Annotated in this window: 26 protein-coding genes; 19 read left to right on the top strand and 7 right to left on the bottom strand. The window is 60.7% G+C overall.

Translation table 11 applies throughout. The annotated features are described in order from the left end of the window. The first annotated feature begins 94 nt into the window (after window positions 1–94). The 6 genes from pabC (at window position 95) to ptsG (ending at window position 6,138) form a co-directional block, all read left to right on the top strand. Entirely contained in the window at window positions 95–892 is a 798-nt protein-coding gene (gene pabC / locus ACJ8M3_RS08665) for an aminodeoxychorismate lyase (RefSeq protein WP_089196921.1), read from the top strand. A gap of 13 nt (window positions 893–905) precedes the next feature. Further along, window positions 906–1,931, top strand: a complete 1,026-nt coding sequence (mltG, locus tag ACJ8M3_RS08660; protein ID WP_089196922.1) for an endolytic transglycosylase MltG — start codon at window positions 906–908, stop codon at window positions 1,929–1,931. Next, the gene (gene tmk / locus ACJ8M3_RS08655; RefSeq protein ID WP_033642688.1) at window positions 1,921–2,559 is read left to right on the top strand and encodes a dTMP kinase; all 639 of its coding nucleotides are present in this window, start codon (window positions 1,921–1,923) and stop codon (window positions 2,557–2,559) included. The genes mltG and tmk overlap by 11 nt, the downstream gene beginning before the upstream one ends. After that, complete coding sequence (holB, locus tag ACJ8M3_RS08650; RefSeq protein ID WP_033642689.1) at window positions 2,559–3,566, top strand: DNA polymerase III subunit delta'; 1,008 nt, start codon at window positions 2,559–2,561, stop codon at window positions 3,564–3,566. The genes tmk and holB overlap by 1 nt, the downstream gene beginning before the upstream one ends. 19 nt (window positions 3,567–3,585) lie before the next feature. Beyond that, entirely contained in the window at window positions 3,586–4,362 is a 777-nt protein-coding gene (locus ACJ8M3_RS08645; RefSeq protein WP_046686858.1) for a metal-dependent hydrolase, read from the top strand. Window positions 4,363–4,704: 342 nt separating this feature from the next. Further along, window positions 4,705–6,138 carry a PTS glucose transporter subunit IIBC gene (gene ptsG, locus ACJ8M3_RS08640; protein WP_033642691.1) on the top strand — a complete coding sequence of 478 codons (1,434 nt, stop codon included), beginning with the start codon at window positions 4,705–4,707 and terminating at the stop codon, window positions 6,136–6,138. Window positions 6,139–6,194: 56 nt separating this feature from the next. Here the strand turns inward: ptsG and ACJ8M3_RS08635 are convergent, their stop codons facing one another. Continuing rightward, window positions 6,195–6,560 carry a DUF4180 domain-containing protein gene (locus ACJ8M3_RS08635; RefSeq protein ID WP_046686859.1) on the bottom strand — a complete coding sequence of 122 codons (366 nt, stop codon included), beginning with the start codon at window positions 6,558–6,560 and terminating at the stop codon, window positions 6,195–6,197. Between the two features lie 14 nt (window positions 6,561–6,574). Next, entirely contained in the window at window positions 6,575–7,045 is a 471-nt protein-coding gene (gene mntR / locus ACJ8M3_RS08630) for a manganese-binding transcriptional regulator MntR (RefSeq protein ID WP_089196924.1), read from the bottom strand. A gap of 230 nt (window positions 7,046–7,275) precedes the next feature. Between mntR and ACJ8M3_RS08625 the strand changes: the two genes are divergently transcribed. Beyond that, window positions 7,276–8,580 (top strand): Nramp family divalent metal transporter, encoded by a 1,305-nt coding sequence (locus tag ACJ8M3_RS08625; RefSeq protein ID WP_033642695.1) that lies wholly within the window; start codon window positions 7,276–7,278, stop codon window positions 8,578–8,580. Between the two features lie 9 nt (window positions 8,581–8,589). Here the strand turns inward: ACJ8M3_RS08625 and ACJ8M3_RS08620 are convergent, their stop codons facing one another. Next, window positions 8,590–9,495, bottom strand: coding sequence for a LysR family transcriptional regulator (locus ACJ8M3_RS08620; RefSeq protein ID WP_089196925.1), 906 nt, complete (start codon window positions 9,493–9,495; stop codon window positions 8,590–8,592). A 158-nt stretch (window positions 9,496–9,653) separates the two neighbouring features. Here ACJ8M3_RS08620 and ACJ8M3_RS08615 point away from each other — a divergent pair, with 158 nt between their 5' ends. Then, window positions 9,654–10,172 carry a YybH family protein gene (locus ACJ8M3_RS08615; protein WP_042784212.1) on the top strand — a complete coding sequence of 173 codons (519 nt, stop codon included), beginning with the start codon at window positions 9,654–9,656 and terminating at the stop codon, window positions 10,170–10,172. Between the two features lie 49 nt (window positions 10,173–10,221). Here the strand turns inward: ACJ8M3_RS08615 and ACJ8M3_RS08610 are convergent, their stop codons facing one another. Then, complete coding sequence (locus ACJ8M3_RS08610) at window positions 10,222–10,971, bottom strand: SDR family oxidoreductase (RefSeq protein ID WP_047575672.1); 750 nt, start codon at window positions 10,969–10,971, stop codon at window positions 10,222–10,224. 99 nt (window positions 10,972–11,070) lie between these two features. Here ACJ8M3_RS08610 and ACJ8M3_RS08605 point away from each other — a divergent pair, with 99 nt between their 5' ends. Further along, window positions 11,071–11,448, top strand: a complete 378-nt coding sequence (locus ACJ8M3_RS08605) for a winged helix-turn-helix transcriptional regulator (RefSeq protein WP_074446874.1) — start codon at window positions 11,071–11,073, stop codon at window positions 11,446–11,448. On the opposite strand, the gene ACJ8M3_RS08600 is transcribed toward ACJ8M3_RS08605, so the two are convergent. Then, complete coding sequence (locus ACJ8M3_RS08600) at window positions 11,445–12,350, bottom strand: transporter substrate-binding domain-containing protein (protein WP_033650750.1); 906 nt, start codon at window positions 12,348–12,350, stop codon at window positions 11,445–11,447. The genes ACJ8M3_RS08605 and ACJ8M3_RS08600 overlap by 4 nt on opposite strands. 221 nt (window positions 12,351–12,571) lie before the next feature. Between ACJ8M3_RS08600 and hinT the strand changes: the two genes are divergently transcribed. The 9 genes from hinT to ACJ8M3_RS08555 all read left to right on the top strand — a co-directional run bounded on the left by hinT (window position 12,572) and on the right by ACJ8M3_RS08555 (window position 19,741). Then, window positions 12,572–12,922, top strand: coding sequence for a purine nucleoside phosphoramidase (gene hinT / locus ACJ8M3_RS08595; RefSeq protein ID WP_004928776.1), 351 nt, complete (start codon window positions 12,572–12,574; stop codon window positions 12,920–12,922). Window positions 12,923–12,933: 11 nt separating this feature from the next. Continuing rightward, a complete protein-coding gene (locus ACJ8M3_RS08590) occupies window positions 12,934–13,323 on the top strand; it encodes a YcfL family protein (protein ID WP_025302428.1) in 390 nt (129 codons plus the stop codon). Window positions 13,324–13,349: 26 nt separating this feature from the next. Then, a complete protein-coding gene (lpoB, locus tag ACJ8M3_RS08585) occupies window positions 13,350–13,940 on the top strand; it encodes a penicillin-binding protein activator LpoB (protein ID WP_025302429.1) in 591 nt (196 codons plus the stop codon). Further along, window positions 13,921–14,787, top strand: a complete 867-nt coding sequence (thiK, locus tag ACJ8M3_RS08580) for a thiamine kinase (RefSeq protein WP_033650751.1) — start codon at window positions 13,921–13,923, stop codon at window positions 14,785–14,787. Before lpoB ends, thiK begins: the two co-directional genes overlap by 20 nt. A 37-nt stretch (window positions 14,788–14,824) precedes the next feature. Next, a complete protein-coding gene (nagZ, locus tag ACJ8M3_RS08575) occupies window positions 14,825–15,844 on the top strand; it encodes a beta-N-acetylhexosaminidase (protein ID WP_033650752.1) in 1,020 nt (339 codons plus the stop codon). A 79-nt stretch (window positions 15,845–15,923) separates the two neighbouring features. Next, entirely contained in the window at window positions 15,924–16,466 is a 543-nt protein-coding gene (gene ycfP, locus ACJ8M3_RS08570; RefSeq protein ID WP_015377468.1) for an alpha/beta hydrolase YcfP, read from the top strand. 332 nt (window positions 16,467–16,798) lie between these two features. Then, on the top strand, window positions 16,799–18,103 hold the full coding sequence (locus ACJ8M3_RS08565; protein WP_004928794.1) for an NAD(P)/FAD-dependent oxidoreductase: 1,305 nt from the start codon (window positions 16,799–16,801) through the stop codon (window positions 18,101–18,103). A 356-nt stretch (window positions 18,104–18,459) separates the two neighbouring features. Next, the gene (locus ACJ8M3_RS08560) at window positions 18,460–18,996 is read left to right on the top strand and encodes a glycine zipper 2TM domain-containing protein (RefSeq protein ID WP_004928798.1); all 537 of its coding nucleotides are present in this window, start codon (window positions 18,460–18,462) and stop codon (window positions 18,994–18,996) included. Window positions 18,997–19,261: 265 nt separating this feature from the next. Beyond that, window positions 19,262–19,741 (top strand): RrF2 family transcriptional regulator, encoded by a 480-nt coding sequence (locus ACJ8M3_RS08555; RefSeq protein ID WP_033642703.1) that lies wholly within the window; start codon window positions 19,262–19,264, stop codon window positions 19,739–19,741. A 65-nt stretch (window positions 19,742–19,806) separates the two neighbouring features. Here ACJ8M3_RS08555 and sdeB read toward each other — a convergent pair whose 3' ends face one another. Together sdeB and sdeA are read right to left on the bottom strand one after the other, a co-directional pair. Further along, entirely contained in the window at window positions 19,807–22,950 is a 3,144-nt protein-coding gene (gene sdeB, locus ACJ8M3_RS08550; RefSeq protein WP_089196926.1) for a multidrug efflux RND transporter permease subunit SdeB, read from the bottom strand. Between the two features lie 24 nt (window positions 22,951–22,974). Continuing rightward, on the bottom strand, window positions 22,975–24,162 hold the full coding sequence (gene sdeA, locus ACJ8M3_RS08545) for a multidrug efflux RND transporter periplasmic adaptor subunit SdeA (RefSeq protein WP_089194563.1): 1,188 nt from the start codon (window positions 24,160–24,162) through the stop codon (window positions 22,975–22,977). 297 nt (window positions 24,163–24,459) lie between these two features. Between sdeA and ACJ8M3_RS08540 the strand changes: the two genes are divergently transcribed. Next, a complete protein-coding gene (locus tag ACJ8M3_RS08540) occupies window positions 24,460–24,816 on the top strand; it encodes a helix-turn-helix domain-containing protein (RefSeq protein ID WP_033642706.1) in 357 nt (118 codons plus the stop codon). Window positions 24,817–24,913: the final 97 nt, after the last annotated feature.

Raw genomic sequence — 24,913 nt, 5'->3', positions numbered from 1 at the left:
TACGCCTGGCGTCCGGCCGTCAGCAGGGCTGCGTATTGCCTCGCCGCCTGCTATTCTGCGAGCCTAATGAAATCACCCGGCAACAGGAGAAAGCATGTACTGGATTAACGGACAACGCCACGATGCGCTGGCGCCGAGCGATCGTGGCCTGCAGTTCGGCGACGGCTGCTTTACTACCGCCCGGGTTATCGACGGTAAAATCGAGCTGCTGCCCTGGCATCTGGAGCGGCTGCAGCAGGCGGCCCAACGGCTGATGCTGCCCGCCACCGATTGGCCGGCTTTCGAGCGCGAGATGGCGCAGGCGGCAGAATCAATTTCGCTCGGCGTGGTCAAAGCGATACTGACGCGCGGCAGCGGTGGACGAGGCTACAGCCCGACGGGGTGCGAAAACCCGACGCGCATCGTCGCCCGCAGCAGCTACCCTGCGCACTATTTGCAGTGGCGCGAGCAGGGCATCACGCTTGCGCTCAGCCCGGTGGCGCTGGCGCGCAATCCGCTGCTGGCGGGGTTGAAGCATTTGAACCGCCTGGAGCAGGTGCTGATCCGCGCGCATCTTGACCAGACGGCCGCCGACGAGGCGCTGGTGCTTGACACTGCCGGTATGCTGGTGGAATGCTGTGCGGCTAATTTGTTCTGGCGTAAGGGAAAAGCGGTGTTTACCCCGGATCTGAGCCAGGCGGGCGTCGCGGGCCTGATGCGGCGACGGGTGCTCGCGTTGCTGGCGGGGTCGGAATACCGTCTGCACTGCGTCAGCGAGCCGCTGGAGACGCTGGCCAATGCCGACGAAGTCCTGGTGAGCAATGCGCTGATGCCGCTGCTGCCGGTAAACGTTGCTCAATCATGGCGTTATCATTCGCGCCAGCTGTATGATTTTTTGCGTCCACACTGTTAACCATGGCTGATTGATGAAGAAAAGAAAGCTGAAGGTCCTGTCTGTTATTGTTGTTCTGGCATTGGCGCTGCTGTTTTGGGGCTACCAGAAGATCGAACGCTTTGCCGATACGCCGCTGGCTATCCAGCAAGAGACTATCTTCAAACTGCCTGCCGGCACCGGCCGGGTGGCGCTGGAAGGGTTACTGGTGCGCGATAAACTGGTGCGCAGCGGCCGCTGGTTCCAGTGGCTGCTGAAACTGGAACCGGAGCTGGCGGAGTTCAAGGCCGGTACCTACCGGTTCACGCCGGGCATGACGGTGCGCCAGATGCTGAAACTGTTGGCCAGCGGCAAAGAGGCGCAGTTCACCGCGCGCTTTATCGAGGGCTCACGCCTGCGTGACTGGCAGCAGGTGCTCCAGCAGTCCAAATACCTGAAACACACCCTGGCGGGTAAAAGCGACGCGGAGATCGCCGCCGCGCTCGGCATTGCTGCAGGAGAAACCCCGGAAGGGCGGCTGTACCCGGATACCTACCAGTATACCGCCGGCATGAGCGACATCGCGCTGCTCAAACGCGCCCACGTCCGCATGAACAAAGCGCTGCAGGCCGCCTGGGACGGCCGCGACACCAGTCTGCCGTACAAAACGCCGGAAGAGCTGCTGACCATGGCATCGATCGTCGAGAAAGAGACCGCCGTGCCGGAAGAGCGCAGCAAGGTGGCGTCGGTGTTCGTCAACCGTTTGCGTCTCGGCATGCGTCTGCAGACCGATCCGACGGTGATCTATGGCATGGGCGAAAGCTATAATGGCAACATCACGCGCAAGGATCTGGAGACGCCGACGCCTTACAACACCTATGTGATCGCCGGCCTGCCGCCAACGCCGATCGCCATGCCGGGTGAGGCCTCGCTGCAAGCGGCCGCCAATCCGGCCAAAACGCCTTATCTCTATTTTGTCGCCGACGGCAAGGGTGGGCATACCTTCACCACCAATCTGGCGAGCCATAACCAGGCGGTGCGCGTGTACCGCCAGGCGTTAAAGGAAAAGAATGAAAAGTAAATTCGTTGTAATCGAAGGGCTGGAAGGCGCGGGCAAAACCACCGCGCGCGACACGGTAGTCAATGTGCTGCGTGAACATGGCATCAACGACATCGTCTTCACCCGTGAACCCGGCGGCACGCCGTTGGCGGAGAAGCTGCGCGACCTGTTCAAGCGCGGCATCGACGGCGAATTGCCGACCATCAAGGCCGAAGTCTTGATGCTGTACGCTGCGCGCGTGCAGTTGGTGGAAACCGTGATCAAACCCGCCCTGGCGCGTGGCGCCTGGGTGGTGGGCGATCGCCACGATCTCTCTTCACAAGCCTATCAGGGCGGCGGCCGTGGCGTGGATCCGCAGCTGATGACCTCGCTGCGCGACACCGTGCTGGGGGATTTTCACCCGGATCTGACGGTCTATCTCGATCTGCCTCCGCTGGTTGGCCTGCAACGCGCGCAGGCGCGCGGTCAGCTGGATCGCATCGAGCAGGAGGCGCTGCCGTTCTTCGAACGCACCCGCGCTCGCTATCTCGAACTGGCGGCGCAGGACGAAACGATCGTCACCGTCGACGCCGCCCAGCCGCTGGAGCAGGTGACTGCGGCGATCCGCGACTGCGTCAGCCACTGGCTGCGGCAGCAGGAAGGCGCATAATGAACTGGTACCCGTGGCTGAATGGCCCTTATCGCCAGCTGATTGGGCAGTACGCCGACGGCCGTGGCCATCATGCGCTGCTGCTGCATGCGGCGGCAGGCAATGGTGACGATGCGTTGGCCTACGGCCTGAGCCGTTGGTTGATCTGCCAACAGCGCAACGGCGAAAAAAGCTGCGGCGAGTGCCACAGCTGCCGGTTGATGCTGGCGGGCAATCACCCGGATTATCATGTGTTGGCGCCGGAAAAGGGCAAGAGCAGCCTGGGCATCGAACCGATCCGCCAGGTGATTGAAACGCTGTACGCCCACGCGCAACAGGGCGGCGCCAAGGTGATTTGGCTGCCGCAGGCGGAACAGCTGACCGAGGCGGCGGCCAACGCGCTGTTGAAAACGCTGGAGGAGCCGCCGGAGAAAACCTATTTTCTGTTGGGTTGCCGTGAGCCGTCGCGGCTGATGGCGACGCTGCGCAGCCGCTGCCTGTACTGGCATTTGGCCAGCCCGGATGAGCAGCTCAGCCTGCAGTGGTTGGGCCGGCAGGCGGCGGGCTCTCAGACAGACCGAGTCACGGCGCTGCGCCTGCACGACGGCGCGCCCCTGGCCGCCGAACAGCTGTTGCAACCGCAGCAGTGGCAACAGCGCGGCGCCCTGTGCGCCGCATTGAGCGCCGCGCTGCCGCAACGCGATATGCTGTCGCTGTTGCCGGTGCTAAACCATGAAGACGTCGCCGAACGCCTGCATTGGCTGTGCGCGTTATTGGTGGACGCAATGAAGTGGCAACAGGGCGCGCATCACTATGTATTGAATCAGGATCAGCAGCCGCTGGTGCATCAGCTGGCCAGCCTGCTGAGCAGCTCCTCGCTGCAACAGATTGTGCAGCAGTGGCTGAACTGCCGTCACCAGCTGCTCAGCGTGGTGGGCGTCAACCGCGAGCTGCTGCTGACCGAACAGTTACTTCGCTGGGAACAGATGCTTGGCGCCGCCGGCTATTCCCAACCTCATTCGCTGTAAAGTATAAGAGTTAAAAATTATGTTGTTAGTCGATTCTCATTGCCACCTTGACGGTCTGGATTACCAAACGCTGCACCACAATGTGGACGACGCGCTGGCCAAGGCCAAGGCGCGCGACGTCGGCTATGTGCTGGCGGTCGCCACCACGTTGCCGGGTTACCGTTCCATGACCGAACTGATCGGCGAGCGCAACGATGTGGCTTTCTCCTGCGGGGTGCATCCGCTTAATCTGGAAGAGGGTTATGATTACGCCGAGCTGCGTCGCCTGGCGGCGGCGGAGCGGGTAGTGGCGCTGGGAGAGACCGGGCTCGATTACTTCTACCAGAAAGACAACCTTGAGCTGCAGCAGGACTCTTTCCGCGAACATATCCGCATTGGCCGTGATCTGAACAAGCCGGTGATCGTCCACACCCGCGAGGCGCGCGCGGACACGCTGGCGATCCTGCGTGAAGAGAACGCGCAAGACTGCGGCGGCGTGCTGCACTGCTTCACCGAAGATCTGGCCACGGCCGAAGCCTTGCTGGATCTGGGCTTCTACATCTCCTTCTCCGGCATCGTCACCTTCCGCAATGCCGAACAGCTGCGCGAAGTGGCACGCTACGTGCCGCTGGATCGCATGCTGGTGGAAACCGACTCGCCTTATCTGGCGCCGGTGCCGCATCGCGGCAAAGAAAACCAACCCGCCTATGTGCGTGATGTGGCTGAATACATGGCGGTATTGAAGGGCGTCAGCCTGGAACAGCTGGCCGAAGCGACCACCGCCAACTTTTCACGCTTATTTCACCTCGAACTGTGATCTTTGACCTAGGCTATAGCGGTAGGTCATTGTCTGCGTAATTTTTTTTAAGCTCGTAATTAATCACTGAAACGGGTAAGGTTCGCTCCCGTTTCAGGGTGATTGGTGCGCGTTTTTTGCTCTGTTTTGCCAAAAAACGCCGGTTTATGCAAAGTTGCCGCGGCTCGATCATCGAAACGTGATTGTCATCAAACATTGCGCAGGCTATTTATTTTACTCTGCGTAATAAATTCAAGGGGTGCTCAGACACCCTGAATTGCAGGGGTTTTTCTCCCCCCCTTGCAGCGCGACCAATCGCGACAAGAAGTAGCAAAGCATTATTACTCAGGAGCACACTCAACTATGTTCAAGAACGCATTTGCAAACCTGCAAAAAGTAGGTAAATCGCTCATGCTGCCGGTGTCCGTGTTGCCTATCGCAGGTATCCTGCTGGGCGTCGGTTCCGCCAACTTTAGCTGGCTACCTGCGGTAGTCTCCCACGTGATGGCGGAAGCGGGCGGTTCGGTCTTCGCCAACATGCCGCTGATTTTCGCCATCGGCGTCGCCTTGGGCTTCACCAACAACGACGGCGTTTCCGCGCTGGCGGCGGTGGTGGCTTACGGCATCATGGTGAAAACCATGGCGGTGGTTGCGCCGCTGGTGCTGCACTTGCCGGCTGAAGAAATTGCGGCCAAACACCTGGCGGATACCGGTGTGCTCGGGGGGATTATCTCCGGCGCCATAGCGGCCTATATGTTTAACCGCTTCTTCCGCATTCAACTGCCGGAATACCTGGGCTTCTTTGCCGGTAAGCGTTTCGTGCCGATCATTTCCGGTCTGGCGGCGATCGTTCTGGGCGTAGTGCTGTCCTTCATCTGGCCGCCGATCGGTACGGCTATCCAGACCTTCTCGCAGTGGGCGGCTTATCAGAACCCGGTCGTGGCCTTCGGCATCTACGGCGTGGTTGAGCGTGCTCTGGTGCCGTTCGGTCTGCACCACATCTGGAACGTCCCGTTCCAAATGCAAATTGGCGAGTTCACCAACGCGGCGGGCCAGGTATTCCACGGTGATATCCCTCGCTACATGGCGGGCGACCCGACCGCGGGCAAACTGTCCGGCGGCTTCCTGTTCAAAATGTACGGTCTGCCTGCTGCGGCCATCGCCATCTGGCACTCGGCCAAGCCGGAAAACCGCGCGAAAGTCGGCGGCATCATGATCTCCGCCGCGCTGACCTCGTTCCTGACCGGTATCACCGAGCCGATCGAGTTCTCCTTCATGTTCGTCGCGCCGATCCTGTACGTGATCCACGCTATCCTGGCCGGCCTGGCGTTCCCAATCTGCATCCTGTTGGGCATGCGTGACGGCACCAGCTTCTCGCACGGCCTGATCGACTTTATCGTACTGAGCGGCAACAGCAGCAAAATCTGGCTGTTCCCAATCGTCGGCATCATCTACGGTCTGGTGTACTACACCATCTTCCGCGTGCTGATTGCCAAGTTGGATCTGAAAACGCCGGGCCGTGAAGACACCGCTGCCGAGCAGTCTGCGCAGGGCGGTTCCGAAATGTCCGCGGCGCTGGTTCAGGCCTTCGGCGGCAAAGAAAACATCACTAACCTGGATGCTTGCATCACCCGTCTGCGCGTCAGCGTGGCCGACGTGTCCAAAGTCGACCAGGCGGGCCTGAAGAAACTGGGCGCAGCCGGCGTAGTCGTCGCTGGCTCCGGCGTGCAGGCCATCTTCGGCACCAAGTCCGACAACCTGAAAACCGATATGGACGAATACATCCGTAATCACTGATTCAGGCAGGGGAGTTATCGAGGGAGGCGAAAGCCTCCCTTTTTTATTGCCTGTCGTCAGGCGCTAAGGCGCTGTTCGAGTTCGGCGAGAGAAGGAAGGAACCAGACCTGTTCGCCGCGGTTGGCTTCGCGAACGAAATCTTGCAGCGCGTTGCTTTTCGCCAGCCAGGGGGTGATATCGCCTAGCAGCGCCACGCGCAGGCGGTAGTTGATGAATTTCTGCAATACGGCGCCGGCAATGCCGCTTCTGAGCTGGAAAAAGGTGGCGTCCAGGCGGTTGACGGGGAGGGCAATCATCCCGGCCTCGTGTTCAAAGGCGGGCGCGATAAACAGGCTGACGTCGTTTTCGTCTTTCAACATCGGCCCGGCTTCGGCGAAAACCACCAGGCACAGATCATGGATTTGCTGCACGGCGTAGCTCATCGGTGCTCCGGGATTCAGGGGTTGGCATGTTTTTGCAGGTAATGCTCGAACACCGCCAGCGTTTCGTCCGAGATATGGTGTTCAATCCCTTCGCTGTCCAGCTCGGCGGTTTCGCTCGGCACCCCGAGGCACATCAGCAGATCGACCACGATGCGGTGACGGCGGCGCACCTTCTGCGCCAGCTGTTCGCCTTCCTCGGTTAAAAACACCCCGCGATAAGGGCGCGACTCCACCAGCCCGGCGCTTTTGAGCCGTGCGATATTTTTGATCGCCGTCGGGTGAGAGACGCCGAAGCGGCGCGCGATATCGGTGGTTCTGGCTTCGCGGGTGCTTTGCAGCAAATCGGCGATCAGCTCAACGTAATCTTCGATCAGCGCATTGGACTGCGCTTCGCGGGCGCGGCTAAAACGCATGGCGTGCTCGGCCTCGTCCGGCATGTCGGTCTGGGCGTGGCGGTCGGCGTTATCTGGCGCGCGGGTAACCATAGCGTAGGGCGTCCTGTAAGAATAAAAAAGGCGTCTCCCGGCAATAGCGGGAGGGTTGCCCTAAGTTAGTCCAAATAGCACACATTATCAATTCGATGCCATGCATTGTGGTAGTTAGAAATATCTCTACACAAAGCCCATTAATTTCGCCTGTTGCATAAAGTGTAGCCGATGCTACATTGTCAGCATGATCGGTGGAAAAATAACCAGTAAAAGATTAAGGGTACTTCATGCGAGACGCGGCAACCCCCTCATCGTTAACCGAACGGACCAACATCGCGATTGGCGCCGCCCTTGCCGGGCGCAAGCGCGGCGCCTTTACGCCGCTGCTGTTCGCCGGCCCGGCGGTGATTGCCTCGATCGCCTATATGGACCCCGGTAACTTCGCCACCAACATCCAGGCCGGGGCGAAATACGGCTATAGCCTGCTGTGGGTGGTGGTGATGGCCAACCTGATCGCCATGCTGTTCCAGGCGCTGTCGGCCAAACTGGGCATCGTCACCAACCGCAATCTGGCGGAGATGTGCCGCGACCAGTTTTCACGGCCGGTGGTGATCGGCATGTGGCTGCTCAGCGAAGTGGCGGCGATGGCCACCGATCTGGCGGAGTTTCTCGGCGGCGCGATCGCGCTGGCGCTGCTGTTCCATATGCCGCTGCTGGCGGGGATGGGCGTGACGGCGGTGATCACCTATGCGCTGTTGATGGTGGAAAAGAAAGGTTTTCGCCCGGTTGAGCTGATGATCGGCGGCCTGGTGGGCATCATTGCGCTGTGTTACCTGGTGGAGATGTTCATCGTACCGGTGGATTGGCAGGCGGCTGGGATCGGCATGGTGACGCCGCAGCTGCCGGACGCGCAGGCGCTGACCATCGCCGTCGGCATTATCGGCGCCACCGTGATGCCGCACGCCATTTTCCTGCATTCGGGGCTGACCCAGCACCGCAGCCCGGCCAGTGATAACGGCGAGCGGCGCAAGCTGCTGCGTTTCTCCAATATCGAAGTGGTGATCGCGCTGGCACTGGCCGGGCTGGTGAATATTGCGATGGTGATCATGGCCTCGAGCGCCTTCCACGCCGGTAACAGCGACGTGGCCGAAATCGGCACCGCCTACCATACGCTGACGCCGCTGTTCGGCGCGGCGGCGGCCGGCATCTTCCTGGCTTCGCTGATCGCCTCCGGTATTTCCAGCTCGGTGGTGGGCACCATGGCCGGGCAAATGATCATGCAGGGCTTCGTCGGTTTCCGTATCCCGGTGTGGGTGCGCCGTCTGGTCACCATGGTGCCGGCGTTCATCGTGGTGGCGATGGGCGTCAACGCCACCGACGCGCTGGTCTACAGCCAGGTGGTGTTGAGTCTGGCGCTGCCGGCGCCGATGATTGCGCTGGTAATGTTCACCCGTCGCCGCGACATCATGGGCGAGTTCGCCAACGGTCGCTGGACCAGCCTGGCGGCGGTGGTCGGCACGGTGGTGATTGTGCTGCTCAACGTGGTGTTGCTGCTGCAGACTTTCGGCGTCGATATCCCCGGGTTGGGATGAGCTGCGCGATCAGTGCCCGGCGGATTTACCGGCGAACAGTTCGCTGATGAAGTCGACGAAAACCCGAATTTTATGGCTGCGATCCCGCAGGCGCGGATAGAGAATATTGATCGGCGCCCCAGGGGGCGCCCACTCCTGCAGTATCGGTTCCAGTTCGCCCGCCTTCAGATAGTTTTCCAGCGTGCAGTCCAGCAAGTAAACCAGACCGAGATGGTTCCTGGCCACCTCACACAGCGATTGTGAATGGTTGAAGCTCAACAGCGGGCTGGGCGCCAGACGGTAGCGCTCGTCACCACGAATGAACTGCCAGTCGTCCGCCGCCGCCGCGCCTGAACGGATAAATCCCAGCCGCTGATGGCGTTGCAACTGCTCCGGGTGTTCCGGCCGGCCGTGGCGCGCAAAATAATCGGGAGACGCACAGCACAGATAGCGGGGTTGCAGCAATGGGCGGCTGACCATCTCGGGGATGTTGCCGGCGCCGATGCGAATAAACACGTCGGCGCGATCTTCCGCCGGATTGACCAAGCGATCGCTGACCGACACGCTGAGCTGCAACTCTGGGTATTGCGCCAAAAAAGCCGGGAGCGCCGGGGCGATATGCATGCTGCTGAGCATCGAGGCTATCTCGACCCGCAGCGGTCCTCGTGGTTGTTCAAAATCGCACGACATGTCGTTTTTCAGCCGGTCAAACTGCTGCAAAATTTCTTGCGCGGTGCGATAGCAACGCTCCCCGGCGCTGGTCAGCGAGAAGCGCCGGGTTGAACGCTTGAACAGGCGTTGCCCGAACTGTTTTTCAAGCTGATTGATGCTGTATGTGACGCTGGCCGGAGAGAGCCCCATTTTGGTTGCCGCTTGGCTGAACCCCTCCATTTCCACCACCTGGCAGAATACGCGCAGCGCGTGCAGTTCATTCATGTTAACGGCTTCCATTATTTAAATTATTAAAAGAGTATTTTTAAATATGTCGGCTGTCAATTTAACGCGGTATTGGATAATTTATTTCCAGCGTTTTTATTTATCTGAAATCGCATCCTGTATTGCCATTATGAAATAACGCCTGAGAGGATATTTATATGAAAAAATTAACTGCCGTATTGTTATTGGCGGGCGTGGGCTTGTGCGGCCAAAGTTATGCCGCAAGCAGCGAGGCCGCATCGCAAAGTTACAGGGTTTCCGCTGAGGCGGGCGTCGCGGCCGAGCAGAAGGCGGTGTATAACCTGATAAGCCGCTACCAGGCAGCGCTTAACGCCGGCGATACGCAAACAATTTTGTCACTTTTTGCCCCGGAAAGTTACTCGCAATGGAACGAAAAACCGACGGCGGACAGCAATGAAAAACGCCGACAACAGTATGACAATTTATTTAAAAACGAGAAATTTGAAACCGAGTTTGCTTATGACAGCATCAGTGTGAACGGAAATATGGCCTATGTGCGCACGCACCATCATCGCGGCGCGACGGTAACCCGAATAAGCGACGGAGCCACCTTGATCGATTTAAACCGTGAAGTATTTGTATTGGAGAAACAGCAGGGCCAGTGGAAGATCGTGGTCTACACCTTTAATACCAACCCGATTCAAGGGGTGAGTTGAGTGACACTGACAAAGGCCGCGCAAGCGGCCTTATTGTGTCGCGCGACGGCTAAAGATTCCCCACGCCGCCGTCCATCTGCAGCTCCGCGCCGACCATAAAGGCCGACTCATCCGCCGCCAGAAACACCGCCGCTTTGGCCAGCTCCAACGCGCTGCCCATGCGGCCGATCGGCACCAGCGCGCGGATATCGTCGCGCAAGGCCCGCTCATCCGCTTCTGCTAGCCCCAGCTTACCCAGCGCCGGGGTTTCGGTCGGGCCGGGGCTGAGGCCGTTGACGCGAATGCCGCGCGCGTGCAGCTCGCCAGAGAGCGTTCTGGCCAAAGACAACAAACCGGCTTTGCTGGCGGCGTAGGCGCTGCTCTGCGGCAGGCCGATATGGGCGCTGACCGAACCGCACAGGATCACCGAAGAAGGGTTGGCCAGTAGCGGTAGCAGCGCCTGGATCAGAAAGAACGGCCCCTTCAGGTTGATGTCCATCAGCCGCTGGTAGCTCTGCTCATCCCACTCCTGCAGCCGGCGATGCGTGACGTCGCCGGCGTTAACGTACAGCACGTCCAGCCGCGGCCACCGTTGCTCCAACTGCTGCGCCAGCGCGCGCTGCTGTGGGATATCGCCGGCGTCGCTCAGCAGCAGCAGCGCGTTGCCCGCCAATGCCTGGCCCGCCGCGTCCAGGGCGCGTTGGCTGCGGCCGGTGATCGCCACCGTTGCGCCCTCGGCGATGAACTGGCGGGCGGTTTCCAGCCCGATGCCGCTGGTGCCGCCGGTAATCAATGCGTATTTGCCTTGCAGTCGTGACATAACCGATTCCTCTTTAGCGTCTGTTGCGGCATTATTTGCGCTATAGTTCCTTTTGCATAGTAGGCACCTTTTGGATACTAAAGGACGAGGAGGGATGAAATGACGGCGCAAGCGCCCTTAACGACGGAAAATAATTTGTCGGCGCTGCCGACGGCGGGCGAACCCTGCCCGATGGTGGACTTCGTCAATCTGGTGTCGGGCAAATGGGCGATACCCATCCTGTACCGGCTGATCATAATCGATGGCCCGGTGCGATTCAGCGAGCTGCAGCGAGCGGTGGCGCCCATCGCGCAAAAAGAGCTGACGCGCCAGCTGCGGCTGTTCGAACAACGCGGTCTGGTGACGCGGCAGGTGTATCCCGAAGTGCCGCCGCGGGTGGAGTATCAGGTCACTGCGCTGGGCAAATCGCTGCGGCCGACGCTGGACTCGTTGGCCGAGTGGATGCGTCGGCATGCCCCGCAGCTGATCGGTGGTTAGTCGCCGATGCCCGGCGGGTTGATGGTTGAACGCTCGACCTTTTCGTCGCCTTCGCCCCAGCGTTCCAGCACCTGCGCGTATTCGCCGCTGACGATCGCGCCATTGATCGCGGCGTTGACGGCGTTCACCAACCCGTTGCCTTTTTTGGTGGTGACCGCGACGTAGGCCACGTTGGGGCCGATGCCGACCATTTTGGTTTTGCCGGTCAGCGCCGCCTTGTAGGCGCCGGTGGAGTGGGGGCCGAAGAACGCATCGGCGCGCCCGGACTGAATGCTGAGGTTGGTGGCGGCGTCGTCGGTCACGTAGATCGGCTGTACCGGCGGCAGCCCGGCGGCGCGATTCTGCTTATCCCATCCCAGCAGAATGTTTTCCTGATTGGTGCCGGATCCGACGATGATCCGCAGCCCGGCCACGTCCTGCGGGCGGTTGATCGCGGTGATGTGGCTGGTGGATTTGACGTAAAAGCCCAGCGTGTCCACCCGGTAAGTGGCGAAGTCGAATTTGGTTTTACGCTGTTTGGTGACGGCGATATTGAAGATTGCCGCATCGTATTTGCCCGCGCTGATGCCCAAGGGCCAATCTTCCCAGGAGGTGGGCACCAGATTCAGCTCCAGCCCGAGGCTGTCGGCCACCAGGCGGGCGATGTCCGGATCGCTACCGATCAGCGTTTTATTGTCTTCGGCGAACAGCGCCAGCGGCGGGGAGTTCTCGAATGCTACCGCCACCGTCAGCTTGCCGGGCACCGCGAAGTGAAAGTTCGCCGGGATCAGCGCGATAGCCGCCGGGTTTTTCTCCGCGCGTATCGGCTCTCGGTTAGCCTGCAGGTCGATACCGCCCGTCGTGGCCGCCTGCACGGCGGCGCTCAGCAACAGCGCGCACAGCGCCGCAATCTTCAGTGGCATAGTACCCTCTATCCTTTGTTAATCATGGGGTTACTATTGGCGGCGGCGCGGGGCAAGTAAAGCAACAATAGTGAATAACCAAAGTGAAAAGATGCACAAGCGGGGCGACGGCCTGCGCGAATCTGCAGCACTCGACGTGGAAAGTGCGCAATCAGGTTGAAAGCAGTAGAATTTGTCACTCATACTGCGTACAGCTAATTGTGTAAAACAAGGAACGCCAGATGGCCGAAGAAACGATTTTCAGTAAAATTATCCGCCGCGAAATCCCTGCTGATGTGGTTTACCAGGATGAACTGGTCACCGCTTTCCGTGACATCTCCCCCCAGGCGCCTACCCATGTGCTGATCGTTCCCAACGTGCTGATCCCAACCGTCAACGACGTGACCGTGGAGCATGAGGCCGCATTGGGCCGCATGATCACCGCCGCGGCGAAAATCGCCGAACAGGAAGGCATCGCCGAGGACGGCTACCGCCTGATCGTCAACTGCAACCGCCACGCCGGTCAGGAGGTCTATCATATTCATATGCACCTGGTCGGTGGCCGCTCGCTGGGGCCGCTGCTGTCACGTTAAGCGAGGAAATCATGCGCGGTAAAAAAACTCTGCGTTGTCTGATGGCGTTGGCGCTGCCCGCCGCGTTGCTGATGGGGTGCAGTTCGCCATCCGGCATCGCGGTTAACCGGGGGCAAACGGTGGTGATGGATCCTTCGGTGCTGACCGCCGGCATTTTTGCCGATACGCCCTCTGTCTCGAACGCTTCCGGGCGGGTGATGGCGACTTCGGTGCTCAATAACAGCCAACCGACGCCGGTCACCGTGCATTATCGTTTCTATTGGTACGACGCGCAGGGGCTGGATATTCGCCCCTTCGAGAAACCGCGTGAGATCGTCGTGGCGCCTAACTCGGACGCCAAAATCTACTCGATTAACGGTAATCTGGAAGCTAAAAGCGCGCGTCTGTATCTGTACCTGTAAGCGCTTGCCAGGTTTGGAGAAAAAGCATGAAAAAGTACGTCTTAGTGGCGCTGGCCGCATTCACCCTGAGCGGCTGTCTGTCGCGCCCGCCTGAGCCGGATCAGCCGTTGCCGCCGGTCACCGTCGAACCGGAACAGCCGACGCCGCCGGTCGAGCAACCGCAGCCGCCAACCACCGAGCCGGTGCCGCAGCCGCCGAAAATCCAGCAGCTTGACTGGCTGGGCAGCGTTCAGCCGCTGGTTAATCAGATGCTTAAGGCCGATGGCGTCACGGCCGGCAGCGTGCTGCTGCTGGACAGCGTCAAGAACAACACCAACGGCTCGCTGCAGATGGGCAAAGCCACCGCAGCGCTGTATAAGGCGCTGGCGTCAAACTCCACCTTCAGCGTGGTGCCGGAAGCGAAGCTGACGAGCGCCAGACAAACGCTGGGCCTGTCGGCGGATGACAGCTTCGGCTCGCGCAGCAAGGCGATTGGCCTGGCGCGCATCGTCGGCGCGCAGTACGTGTTGTACAGCGACGTCAGCGGCGACGTGAAGTCGCCGGCGTTGGATATGCAGCTGATGCTGGTGCAAACCGGCGAGATCGTCTGGTCGGGCAATGGCGCCGTTAAACGCTGAGGCCGCGCTGCGACAATTGATGGAAACCAGACTGCCGGCGGTGAATACCGCCGGTTGTCATTTCAGCCCGGTGCAGGGGCTGACCGGCGAGAGCTGGCGCATCGACGGATCGGGCATTACGCTGCTGGCGCGGCAAAACAGCGCGGAGAAACGCGCGCTGGGCGTGAGCAGACGGCGGGAAGCGCAGGTCTTGCGTCGCTGCGCGTCGGGGCTCGGGCCACGGGTTTTCGCGCAGAATAATCAGTGGCTTGTCCTCGAATGGCTCGAAGGTGACATCGTCACAGAAGCTGAGTTTGACATGCTGAATCAACGCGGCGAGCTGGCGGCGATGGCGACGACGCTGCATCGGCGGCCGCTCAGCGGTTACCGGCTGGATCTGCGGCGGCAGTTCCTCCGCTACTGGCAGCAGCTGGATACGCGGCGTTTAACCCCCGCCTGGCTGCGTTGGCAGCGTCATTTCTTACGCTGCGCGCCGCCGCGGCCATTACGCCTGGCGCCGCTGCACATGGACATCCACCCGGGCAATTTGCTCGCGACTGGCGAGGGGCTGCGGCTGATCGACTGGGAGTATGCCGCCGACGGCGATGTGGCGTTGGATATCGCCGCGCTGTTTCGCGGCAACGGCTGGGCGGCTGAGCCGCAGCAGCGCTTTTTGCAGCACTACGCGCGTCAGGGCTATCACGACGTCGCCCGGCTGCAGGCGCAGGTGCAGCGCTGGCTGCCGTGGGTGGATTATCTGATGCTGCTGTGGTTTGAAGTGCGCTGGCAGCAGAGCGGCGACGTTGAATTTTTGCGCTGGGGCGCGGCGCTGCGCCGGCAATTCTGTTTATCATCATCCGAATTCTGAACGAACAATATGAAGTGAGGTGCCCGTGGGCCCAGTAATGCTAGATGTCGCCGGCTACGAGCTGGATGCAGAAGAACGCGAGATTCTGAAACACCCGCTGGTTGGCGGATTGATCCTGTTTACCCGCAATTTCCACGATGCGGAGCAGCTGCGTGAGCTGGTGCGCCAGATCCGCGCCGCTTCGCACGATCGGCTGGTGGTGGCCGTGGATCAGGAGGGCGGGCGCGTGCAGCGCTTCCGCGAAGGCTTCACCCGCTTGCCGGCGGCGCAATCGTTCGCCGCCTTGAACGATGCGCAAGAAGGTGGCCGCCTGGCGCAGGAGGCCGGCTGGCTGATGGCGGCGGAGATGATCGCGCAGGATATCGACATCAGCTTTGCGCCGGTGCTGGACATCGGCCATGCCAGCGCGGCGATCGGCGAGCGTTCGTTCCACAGCGATCCGCAGCAGGCGTTGGCGATGGCGGAGCGCTTTATCCTCGGCATGCACAGCGCCGGCATGAAAACCACCGGTAAGCACTTCCCGGGGCACGGCGCTGTCAGCGCCGATTCGCACAAGGAAACCCCGCGCGATCCGCGGCCGCTGGCGCAGATCCGCGAGCATGACATGGCGATCTTCCGCGAGCTGATCAATCGTCAATTGCTGGACGCCGTCATGCCGGCTCACGTCATCTATACTGAAGCGGACCCGCGTCCGGCCAGCGGCTCGCCGTACTGGCTGCAGCAGATCCTGCGTCAGGAGCTGGGCTTCGACGGCGTGATTTTCTCCGACGATCTGTCGATGGAAGGCGCCGCCATCATGGGCAGCTATGCCGAACGCGGCCAGGCGGCGCTGGATGCCGGTTGCGACATGATCCTGGTGTGCAACCACCGCGAAGGCGCGGTCAGCGTGTTGGATAACCTGTCCCCGGTCAAAGCAGAGAAGGTGAAGCGGTTATATCATCGCGGTCAGTTCACCCGTCAGGAACTGCGCGACTCCGAGCGCTGGCAGCAGGCGCACAAGGCGCTCAGCGCGCTGAGCGAACGCTGGGAGGAGCACAAGCAGCGTTCGCAAGGGTGAATCCAGGCGCCGCATCGCGGCGCAGAGCGGAAATGATGAGGGCCGCGCCCGCGGCCCTTGGCTTGTTGCGAGGATCCACATGATTATCTATTTGCACGGCTTCGATTCCACCAGCCCCGGCAATCATGAAAAGGTGTTACAGCTGCAGTTTATCGATCCGGATGTGCGCTTTATCAGCTACAGCACGCTGCACCCGCGTCACGACATGCAGCATCTGTTGAAAGAGGTGGACAAGGCGGTGCAGCAGGGCGGCGATGCGCACCCGTTGATCTGCGGGGTCGGCCTCGGCGGCTTCTGGGCGGAGCGCATCGGCTTCCTGTGCGGCATTCGCCAGGCGATGTTCAATCCCAACCTGTACCCGGAAGAGCACATGCACGGCAAGATAGACCGGCCGGAAGAGTATCGCGATATCGCCACCAAGTGCGTGGAGGATTTCCGCGAGAAAAACCGCGATCGCTGTCTGGTGGTGCTGTCGCGCCACGACGAGGTGCTGGATAACCGGCGCAGCGCCGAATTGCTGCATCACTACTACGAGATCGTGTGGGATGAACAGCAGACGCACAAGTTCAAAAACATCTCGCCGCATCTGCAGCGGCTCAAGGCGTTCAAGGCGCTGGGTTAACAGTTTCATAACGCTGCCGCGAGCCGCGCTCCCCGTTTTTCACCGACGGAAAGTGCGGCTTTTTTGTGCGCCAAAGCCAGATTTTGCGTGGCAATCGGCAAAATTTAAAACTGTGACTTAGCGCTAACTATTTGAATCGCAATCCCCAAAAAATGCCCTCGTCCAGCCTTTAACCAAAAAAAATTGATGTACGTCAATTTTGGTATGACCAAATAACCTCACATGCTATTCTGGCTGCAGAGAGCCGATTTATTTTACGCGAACCCTATGTATTCTAAGGATATTATTTATTTACCCTGGGATAACAAATGGTTCACATTTAGGGGGTTATTTTGACAACGCCAAAGAAGAAAATCGTTATTGTCGGCGGCGGCGCCGGTGGTCTGGAGCTGGCGACCAGCCTGGGCCATAAACTTGGCCGTAAGAACAAAGCCGAGATCACGCTGGTGGATCGCAACCACAGCCATTTGTGGAAACCGCTGTTGCACGAAGTGGCGACCGGCTCCCTCGATGACGGCGTGGATGCGCTCAGCTATCTGGCGCACGCGCGCAATCACCATTTCAGCTTCCAGCTGGGGTCGTTGACCAACATCAACCGCGAGACGCAAACGCTGCAGCTGGCGCAGATCTGCGACGAGCAGGGCGGCGAGCTGGTGCCGGCGCGTGAACTGCCGTACGACATCCTGGTGATGGCGCTGGGCAGCACCTCAAACGATTTCGGTACGCCGGGCGTGAAAGAGCACTGCATCTTCCTGGATAACCCGCATCAGGCACGTCGTTTCCACAACGAAATGCTTAACCTGTTCCTGAAGTTCTCGGCGCAGCCGGGGCAAAAAGAGCGGGTCAACATCGCCATCGTCGGCGGCGGCGCCACCGGCGTTGAACTGTCCGCCGAACTGCACAACGCGGTGAAACAGCTGCACAGCTACGGTTTTGAAGGCCTGGACAACAGCGCGCTCAACGTGACGCTGGTCGAAGCGGGCGAGCGCATTCTGCCGGCGCTGCCGCCGCGCATTTCCGCTGCGGCGCACCAGGAGCTGATCAAGCTGGGCGTGCGCGTGCTGACCAACACCATGGTGACCAGCGCGGACGCCAAAGGCCTGAATACCAAGGGCGGCGAGTTCATCGACGCCGATCTGATGGTGTGGGCGGCGGGCATCAAAGCGCCGGACTTTATGAAGGACATCGGCGGCCTGGAAACCAACCGCATCAACCAGTTGGTGGTGGAGCCGACGCTGCAGACCACGCGCGATCCGAACATCTTCGCCATCGGCGACTGCGCCTCTTGCCCGAAAGAGGGCGGCGGTTTCGTGCCGCCACGCGCCCAGTCGGCGCACCAGATGGCCTCACGCTGCGCCACTAATATCCTGGCGCTGATGAACGGTCAGACGCTGAAGCCTTACGTGTACAAAGACCACGGTTCGCTGGTGTCGTTGTCGCGCTTCAGCACCGTCGGCAGCCTGATGGGCAACCTGATGCGCGGCTCGATGATGGTGGAAGGGCGCATTGCGCGTTTCGTCTACATCTCGCTGTACCGCATGCACCAGGTGGCGCTGCACGGCTACATCAAAACCGGCCTGATGATGCTGGTGGGCGGCATTAACCGGGTGATCCGCCCGCGTCTGAAGATGCACTGATCCCGCCGTTGTCGATCAACCCGCGCCGGTTCGCCCGCGCGGGTTTTTTTATGGCGGGGCGAGGCTAACGGCGGCGGTTGCTTGATTCTTCAGCATAAGCTGTCGCCGATATGGGTAAAATTCTTAAGATTCCTCCTAAACAACGGCAAAACGGCCGTTTTCCCGCATTTTTGGTCCCCTTGTCTTATTGCGAGCCCTCAAATCATTGTGCAGACTTTACCTCGTTTACAGACGGCGCGTCGCGCACGCCGTAAACCGGGATACCGCAAGCCGCCCATGCGCAAAATAATAAGCGCGGTGCCATGCCGGTAACAGACCCGGAAAAAATGCGTGGTAACACTTTCAGGAGGTTTCCTGTGAACAAGTCAATGTTAGCCGGTGTTGGGATTGGCATCGCTGCCGCTCTGGGGATTGCCGCGGTAGCCAGCCTGGACGTCTTTTCTGCCGGTCCGCAATATGCGCAGGTGCTCGCCGCAACGCCGATTAAAGAAACCATCAAAACGCCGCGTCAGGAATGCCGCAACGTCACCGTCACGCACCGTGCACCGGTGCAGGATGAAAACCGCATCGCCGGTTCTGTGCTGGGCGCAGTGGCGGGCGGCGTGATCGGCCACCAGTTCGGCGGCGGTCGCGGACGCGACGTGGCGACCGTGGTGGGCGCTCTGGGCGGCGGCTACGCCGGTAACCAGGTGCAAGGGGCGATGCAGAATAACGACGTCACCACCAGCGTTCAGCAGCGTTGCAAAACGGTCTACGACAAGTCTCAGAAAATGCTGGGCTATGACGTGACCTACAAGATCGGGAATCAGCAGGGCAAGATCCGCATGGATCACGATCCGGGCACCCAAATCCCGTTGGACAAAAACGGCCAGCTGGTGCTGAACAGAGCCTGATCGACGCATTCGAATTAAACCCGCGGGCAGTGTTAGTTCTGATCGTTTAACTCGGTTAAGCGAGCGGCGTTAACATTGACGCGGGTTTCTGCTTTTTGTCTGCCCGCGAATTCGACGATCGTTCTAATGTCTGCGTGCGATATCACTGGGCAAAACTTCAAAAAAGCCCCCGCGTTTGTTATATTATTGTGCGATTAAGCGGTGTGTTCGGCGCTAATCGCCGCACCGGCCAAACCCGAGTATTTCGTCTCGCAGAGATAACGACATGTTAGATTTTCGCTTTCCGACAGCGTTGCAAATGGTCCTTAGCGTCGCCGTAGCTGAGAAGCAGGGCATGCGTTCGACGAGCGCCACGCTCGCCGCCACTCTGGAAGCTAACCCGAGCTTTATCCGCAAACTGATGGTGCCGCTGACCAAAGACGGCATCATCGTTTCCACCCTGGGCCGAAACGGCTCTATCCACCTTGGCCGCCCGGCGGAAGAGATTACCCTGCGGGATATCTACCTGGCGGTGATCGACGACAAGCGCATCTGGGCCTCACGCCCTGAAGTGCCGGCCCGTTGCCTGGTGAGCGCCAACGCCTGTTGGTATTTCAAATCGGTGGTGAACGAGGCCGAGCAGGCTTCGCTCGCGGTGCTGGCGCGCCACACCGTGGCTGACTCGCTGGCCGAACTGGAGCGGGGTGACAAGCGCGCCTGTGCGGAATATGCCGCTGCGCAAGAGGCTGAAACCGCCGATAAATAATCGCGGTTCGCATGCATAAAAAAAGGTCGGGCAATGCCCGACCTTTTTGCATGTTAAGACGAGGATTACGCCGTCTGCGTCTGCGTTTTGCGTGCCACCAGGCGACGCAGGGTGACGTAGAACACCGGCGTCAGGAACAGCCCGAACAGCGTGACCCCCAGCATGCCGGAGAACACCGTGATGCCGGTGACGCCGCGCACTTCGGCGCCGGCGCCGTGGCCGAGGATCAGCGGGATGGTGCCGGCGATGAAGGCGATGGAGGTCATCACGATCGGTCGCAACCGCAGGCGACAGGCTTCCAGTGCCGCCTCGACGATGCCTTTGCCCTGCATTTCCAGCTCGCGGGCGAACTCGACGATCAGAATAGCGTTCTTGCAGGCCAGCCCCATCAGAACGACCAACCCGACCTGCACGAACACGTTGTTGTCGCCGCCGGTCAACCACACGCCGAACAGCGCCGATAGCATGGTCATCGGCACGATCAGGATCACCGCCAGCGGCAGCGTCCAGCTTTCATACAGCGCCGCCAGCGCGAGGAACGCCAGCAGCACCGCGACCGGGAACACCACCAGCGCGGCGTTGCCCTGGGTCGATTGCTGGTAGCTCAGATCGGTCCACTGGATGTTCATGCCGTTCGGCAACAGCTTGTCGGCTATTTGCGTCAGTGCGCTCATCGCCTGGGTAGAGGAGAGGACGCGCGGATCGGCGTCGCCGATCAGGTCCGCCGCCGGGAAACCGTTGTAGCGGATCACCGGATCCGGGCCGTAGGTCGTGCCGATGCTGACCATACTGCCGATCGGCACCATTTCGCCTTTGTCGTTGCGGGTACGCAGGTTGGCGATGTCTTCCACGCTGTCGCGGAACTGGCCGTCGGCCTGCGCCATCACCTTCCAGGTGCGGCCGTAACGGTTAAAGTCGTTGATGTAAGACGAACCGAGGTAGGTCTGCAGCGTGCTGAACAGCGCATTGAGCGGCACCCCCTGAGCCTTGGCCTTGTCGCGATCGATTTTGGCGTCCAGCTGCGGCACATTGGCCTGATAAGAGGAGATCGGGAACCCCATGCCTGGCGTTTGCATAATGGCGCCGGACATCGTGTTGATCGCGGTCTGCAGTGCGCCGTAACCCAGCCCGCCGCGATCCTGCACGTACAGCGAATAGCCGGAACCCTGGCCGATGCCGAGGATCGGCGGCGGCATGATCGAGAAGGCGAAACCTTCCTGGATCTGCGAAATGCGCGCGTTGATCTCGGCGTTGATCTGCGCTGCGGTGCGGGTACGGGTGCTCAATGACTCCAGCGCGAAGAATACCGTGCCGGTATTCGGCGTATTGGTGAACTGCAGCGCGTTCAGGCCGGGGAAGGCCACCGCATCGGTGACGCCGTCCACGCTCAGGCCGATGGCGCTCATCTTGCGGATCACCGCATCGGTGCGCTCCAGCGAGGCGCCTTCCGGCATCTTAACGCCGCCAATCAGATACAGCTTGTCCTGCGTCGGGATAAAGCCGCCGGGCACGGTCTTGAACATCACCCCGGCGGCGACCAGCAGCAGCAGGTAGACGACGAACACTGCGCCGCGTCGGCCCAGCACGCGGGATACCCCGTGCTGATAACGCTGCGAGCCGCTGGCGAAGAAGCGGTTGAACGGCCGGAACAGCCAGCCGAACAGCCGGTCGATCAGGCGCGACGGCAGATCTTTCGGCGCGCCGTGCGGCTTCAGCAAGCGCGCCGCCAACGCCGGCGACAGGGTCAGCGAGTTGATGGCGGAGATCACCGTCGAGATGGCGATGGTGACGGCGAACTGTTTGTAGAACTGGCCGGTGACGCCCGAAAGGAAAGCCATCGGTACGAACACCGCGCACAGCACCACGGCGATGGCGATGATCGGGCCGGAGACCTCGCGCATCGCCTGGTGCGCCGCCGCCAGCGGCGACAACCCCTCTTCGATATTGCGCTCGACGTTCTCCACCACCACGATGGCGTCATCCACCACGATGCCGATCGCCAGCACCAGCCCGAACAGGCTGAGGGTGTTGAGCGAGAAGCCGAGCAGATACAGTGCGGCGAAGGTACCGACCACGGAGATCGGGACCGCCAACAGCGGAATGATCGAAGCGCGCCAGGTCTGCAGGAACAGAATGACCACCAGCACCACCAGGATCACCGCTTCCAGCAGGGTATCCACCACCGCGCGGATCGAATCGCGCACGAACACCGTCGGATCGTACGGCGATTTCCAGCTCATGCCGTCCGGGAAGCGGGTCGCCAGCTCGGCCATCTTGCCGCGCACCGCATCCGACAGCTCTATGGCGTTGGCGCCCGGCGACTGGAAGATGCCGATGCCGACCGCATCCTTGTTATTGAGCTGGGCGCGCAGCGCGTAGCTGCCGGAACCCATTTCGATGCGCGCCACGTCGCGCAGCCGCACGATCTCGCCGTTATCGCCGCTCTTGAGAATGATGTTGCCGAACTCTTCTTCGGTTTGCAGGCGGCCCTGGGCGTTGATCGACAGCAGATAGTCGCTGCGCGTCGGCATCGGCTCCGCGCCGAGCTGGCCGGCGGAGACCTGCACGTTCTGCTCCTGCATGGCGCTCACCACGTCGGAGGCGGTCAGCCCGCGCGCGGCGACCTTGTTCGGATCGAGCCAGATGCGCATTGCGTATTCGCCGGCGCCGAAGATCTGCACCTGGCCGACGCCCGGCAGGCGAGCCAGTTCATCCTTGACCTTCAGGGTGGCGTAGTTGCGCAGGTACAGCGAGTCGTACTTGCCGGAAGGCGATACCAGATGCACCACCAGCGTCAGCGCCGGAGACTGTTTCTGGGTAGTGATGCCCTGGCGGCGCACATCTTCCGGCAGGCGCGCTTCGGCCTGTGCCACGCGGTTTTGCACCTGCACCTGCGCCTGATCGGGATCGGTGCCGGGGCGGAAGGTGACGGTGGTCACCAGCACGCCGTCGGAACCGGCGACCGATTTCATGTACATCATGTTTTCGACACCGTTGATCGCTTCTTCCAGCGGCGTGGCCACCGTTTCAGCGATCTCTTTCGGGTTGGCGCCCGGGTATTCGGCGCGCACCTGCACGCTGGGCGGCACCACGTCCGGGTACTCGCTGATCGGCAGCAGCGGAATGGCGATCACCCCGGCGACAAAAATCAGTATCGACAGCACTGCGGCGAAGATCGGCCGGTCGATGAAAAAACGGGAAAAGTCCATGGGTCAGAAGTCTCGGCTGGGGGCTTAGTTAAGTGCGGAAGCGGTGGTGGTCATCGCGACGCTTTTCGCGTCGACCGGCATGCCCGGCATAAACACTTTCTGCATGCCGTCGACGATCACCCGATCGCCGTTTGCCAACCCTTTCTGCACGATGCGCAATCCTTCGGCCATGCGGCCCACGTCGATGTCGCGGCGCTGCGCCTTACCGTCTTTATCGACGATGTAAACGAACTTGCGGTTTTGGTCGGTCATGACCGCTTTATCGTCGATCAGCATGGCGTTGAACTCGGCGCTGCCGGGCATCTGCACGCGTGCGAACAGCCCCGGCGTGAAGCGACGATCGCGGTTGTCGAGCAGGGCGCGCATGCGGATGGTGCCGGTACCGGCGTTCAGTTGGTTATCGGTGAAATCCACCAGCCCTTGGTGCGGGGTGCCGTCTTCGCCCACCAGGCCCACCTTCACCGGCAAGCGGGCGTCATGCCGACCCTGCTGCTGATAGCGCAGGAAGGTCGCCTCATCCACGTCGAAATAGACGTAAACCTTATCGAGCGATACCAGCGTCGTCAGCACGCTGGCGCTGTCGCCGGCGGTGACCAGGTTGCCGGCGGTGATCATCGCGCGGCTGGCGCGCCCGTCGATCGGGGCGGTGACGCGGGTAAAGTCGAGATTAAGCTGCGCCATATCGAGCTGGGCCTGCGCCGCCAGCACGTTGCTTTGCGCCTGCGCGGCGGACGAACGGCGCTGTTCCCACACCTCTTGCGAGATGGCCTGAGTGCCGATCAGTTTCTCGGTTCGCGAAGATTCGCTGCGCGCGAGGGCTGCCTGATTGCGCGCCCGCACCAGCTCCGCCTGCGCCTGTTCGCGCGCGGCGCGGTAGGTGCGATCGTCAATGGTGAACAGCACCTGGCCTTTCTTCACCTCGTCGCCTTCGGTGTAGTTGACCCGCTCGATGTAGCCGGAAACCCGCGGGCGCAGCTGTACGCTTTGCACCGCTTCGACCCGGCCATTGAACGCATCCCACTGGCTGATCGGTTTGACCACCACGCTGGCGGCGCTGACCACCGGCGGCGGTGGCGGGGCGTTGTGCGCGACGCTGTTGTCACACCCGGCGAGCAGGGCGGCCAGCAGCGCCACCCCGGAGAGCCGCTGGCCCAGAGCGAAGGCGCGCGTGCGGCCGCCGGCGTTGAACGATGAGTTTGGTTGATTTGGCATTATTTTTATTCCGATAAGTAAGCGCTGTCTGGCCCCATACCCAGCCCTGTTTTCCGGGCTTTTCCCTTCATGCCGGCGTTCGGCGGAAGGGGCGCCGCGCTTTGTCATGGCGCAACGTTAGGTTTTGAAACATATTGGTGTCACATTAATGTATCAATATCGGTTACATTAATTGGGTGGAGTATAGAGGCGGCTTTCTGGTAAATGCAATAATAAAAATTGCATTTAAAGCGAAACTGTTGCAACGTATGCGCACTGGGCAGAGGGGGACCCTGCCGACATGATGGGAGCATCAGCATGAACACGACGGGTTTCATTACCGATTTGAAGACGTGGATCGACAACAATCTGGAAGAAAAACTGGATATCAACACCGTAGCGGACCGCGCGGGCTACTCCAAATGGCATCTGCAGCGCATGTTCAAGCGCCAGACCGGCTATGCGTTGGGGGAGTATATCCGCATGCAAAAACTGAAGGTGTCGGCGGAGCGCTTGGCCAACAGCGGCGAACCGATCGTTAGCGTGGCGATCTCGCTCGGCTTCGACTCACAGCAGTCGTTCAACCGCAGTTTCAAACGCCAGTTCGGCCAAACGCCGGGGGACTGGCGCCGCGCACTGGCGCAGCCGACGGCGGTGAGATGCACGCACCACTGAGCGGTTTGGCAGTGGGAATAAAAAAGCCTGAATTTGCGTTCGGGCTTTTTTGTTAGCATCTAAATGACTTTTTGAGTAACTCGAAATTTTTACAGTT

Origin of the sequence: Serratia sp. CY55921 (assembly GCF_052167655.1) — a bacterium.
GTDB lineage: Bacteria > Pseudomonadota > Gammaproteobacteria > Enterobacterales > Enterobacteriaceae > Serratia > Serratia ureilytica.
This window is presented reverse-complemented; position numbering and strand designations above follow the sequence as displayed.

What these genes read in the sequence shown, in the direction of transcription:
- pabC (WP_089196921.1), top strand. Translation starts at nt 95, where the DNA reads ATGTACTGGATTAACGGACAACGCCACGATGCGCTGGCGCCGAGCGAT.
- mltG (WP_089196922.1), top strand. Translation starts at nt 906, where the DNA reads ATGAAGAAAAGAAAGCTGAAGGTCCTGTCTGTTATTGTTGTTCTGGCA.
- tmk (WP_033642688.1), top strand. Translation starts at nt 1,921, where the DNA reads ATGAAAAGTAAATTCGTTGTAATCGAAGGGCTGGAAGGCGCGGGCAAA.
- holB (WP_033642689.1), top strand. Translation starts at nt 2,559, where the DNA reads ATGAACTGGTACCCGTGGCTGAATGGCCCTTATCGCCAGCTGATTGGG.
- ACJ8M3_RS08645 (WP_046686858.1), top strand. Translation starts at nt 3,586, where the DNA reads ATGTTGTTAGTCGATTCTCATTGCCACCTTGACGGTCTGGATTACCAA.
- ptsG (WP_033642691.1), top strand. Translation starts at nt 4,705, where the DNA reads ATGTTCAAGAACGCATTTGCAAACCTGCAAAAAGTAGGTAAATCGCTC.
- ACJ8M3_RS08635 (WP_046686859.1), bottom strand. Translation starts at nt 6,560, where the DNA reads ATGAGCTACGCCGTGCAGCAAATCCATGATCTGTGCCTGGTGGTTTTC.
- mntR (WP_089196924.1), bottom strand. Translation starts at nt 7,045, where the DNA reads ATGGTTACCCGCGCGCCAGATAACGCCGACCGCCACGCCCAGACCGAC.
- ACJ8M3_RS08625 (WP_033642695.1), top strand. Translation starts at nt 7,276, where the DNA reads ATGCGAGACGCGGCAACCCCCTCATCGTTAACCGAACGGACCAACATC.
- ACJ8M3_RS08620 (WP_089196925.1), bottom strand. Translation starts at nt 9,495, where the DNA reads ATGAATGAACTGCACGCGCTGCGCGTATTCTGCCAGGTGGTGGAAATG.
- ACJ8M3_RS08615 (WP_042784212.1), top strand. Translation starts at nt 9,654, where the DNA reads ATGAAAAAATTAACTGCCGTATTGTTATTGGCGGGCGTGGGCTTGTGC.
- ACJ8M3_RS08610 (WP_047575672.1), bottom strand. Translation starts at nt 10,971, where the DNA reads ATGTCACGACTGCAAGGCAAATACGCATTGATTACCGGCGGCACCAGC.
- ACJ8M3_RS08605 (WP_074446874.1), top strand. Translation starts at nt 11,071, where the DNA reads ATGACGGCGCAAGCGCCCTTAACGACGGAAAATAATTTGTCGGCGCTG.
- ACJ8M3_RS08600 (WP_033650750.1), bottom strand. Translation starts at nt 12,350, where the DNA reads ATGCCACTGAAGATTGCGGCGCTGTGCGCGCTGTTGCTGAGCGCCGCC.
- hinT (WP_004928776.1), top strand. Translation starts at nt 12,572, where the DNA reads ATGGCCGAAGAAACGATTTTCAGTAAAATTATCCGCCGCGAAATCCCT.
- ACJ8M3_RS08590 (WP_025302428.1), top strand. Translation starts at nt 12,934, where the DNA reads ATGCGCGGTAAAAAAACTCTGCGTTGTCTGATGGCGTTGGCGCTGCCC.
- lpoB (WP_025302429.1), top strand. Translation starts at nt 13,350, where the DNA reads ATGAAAAAGTACGTCTTAGTGGCGCTGGCCGCATTCACCCTGAGCGGC.
- thiK (WP_033650751.1), top strand. Translation starts at nt 13,921, where the DNA reads ATGGCGCCGTTAAACGCTGAGGCCGCGCTGCGACAATTGATGGAAACC.
- nagZ (WP_033650752.1), top strand. Translation starts at nt 14,825, where the DNA reads ATGCTAGATGTCGCCGGCTACGAGCTGGATGCAGAAGAACGCGAGATT.
- ycfP (WP_015377468.1), top strand. Translation starts at nt 15,924, where the DNA reads ATGATTATCTATTTGCACGGCTTCGATTCCACCAGCCCCGGCAATCAT.
- ACJ8M3_RS08555 (WP_033642703.1), top strand. Translation starts at nt 19,262, where the DNA reads ATGTTAGATTTTCGCTTTCCGACAGCGTTGCAAATGGTCCTTAGCGTC.
- sdeB (WP_089196926.1), bottom strand. Translation starts at nt 22,950, where the DNA reads ATGGACTTTTCCCGTTTTTTCATCGACCGGCCGATCTTCGCCGCAGTG.
- sdeA (WP_089194563.1), bottom strand. Translation starts at nt 24,162, where the DNA reads ATGCCAAATCAACCAAACTCATCGTTCAACGCCGGCGGCCGCACGCGC.
- ACJ8M3_RS08540 (WP_033642706.1), top strand. Translation starts at nt 24,460, where the DNA reads ATGAACACGACGGGTTTCATTACCGATTTGAAGACGTGGATCGACAAC.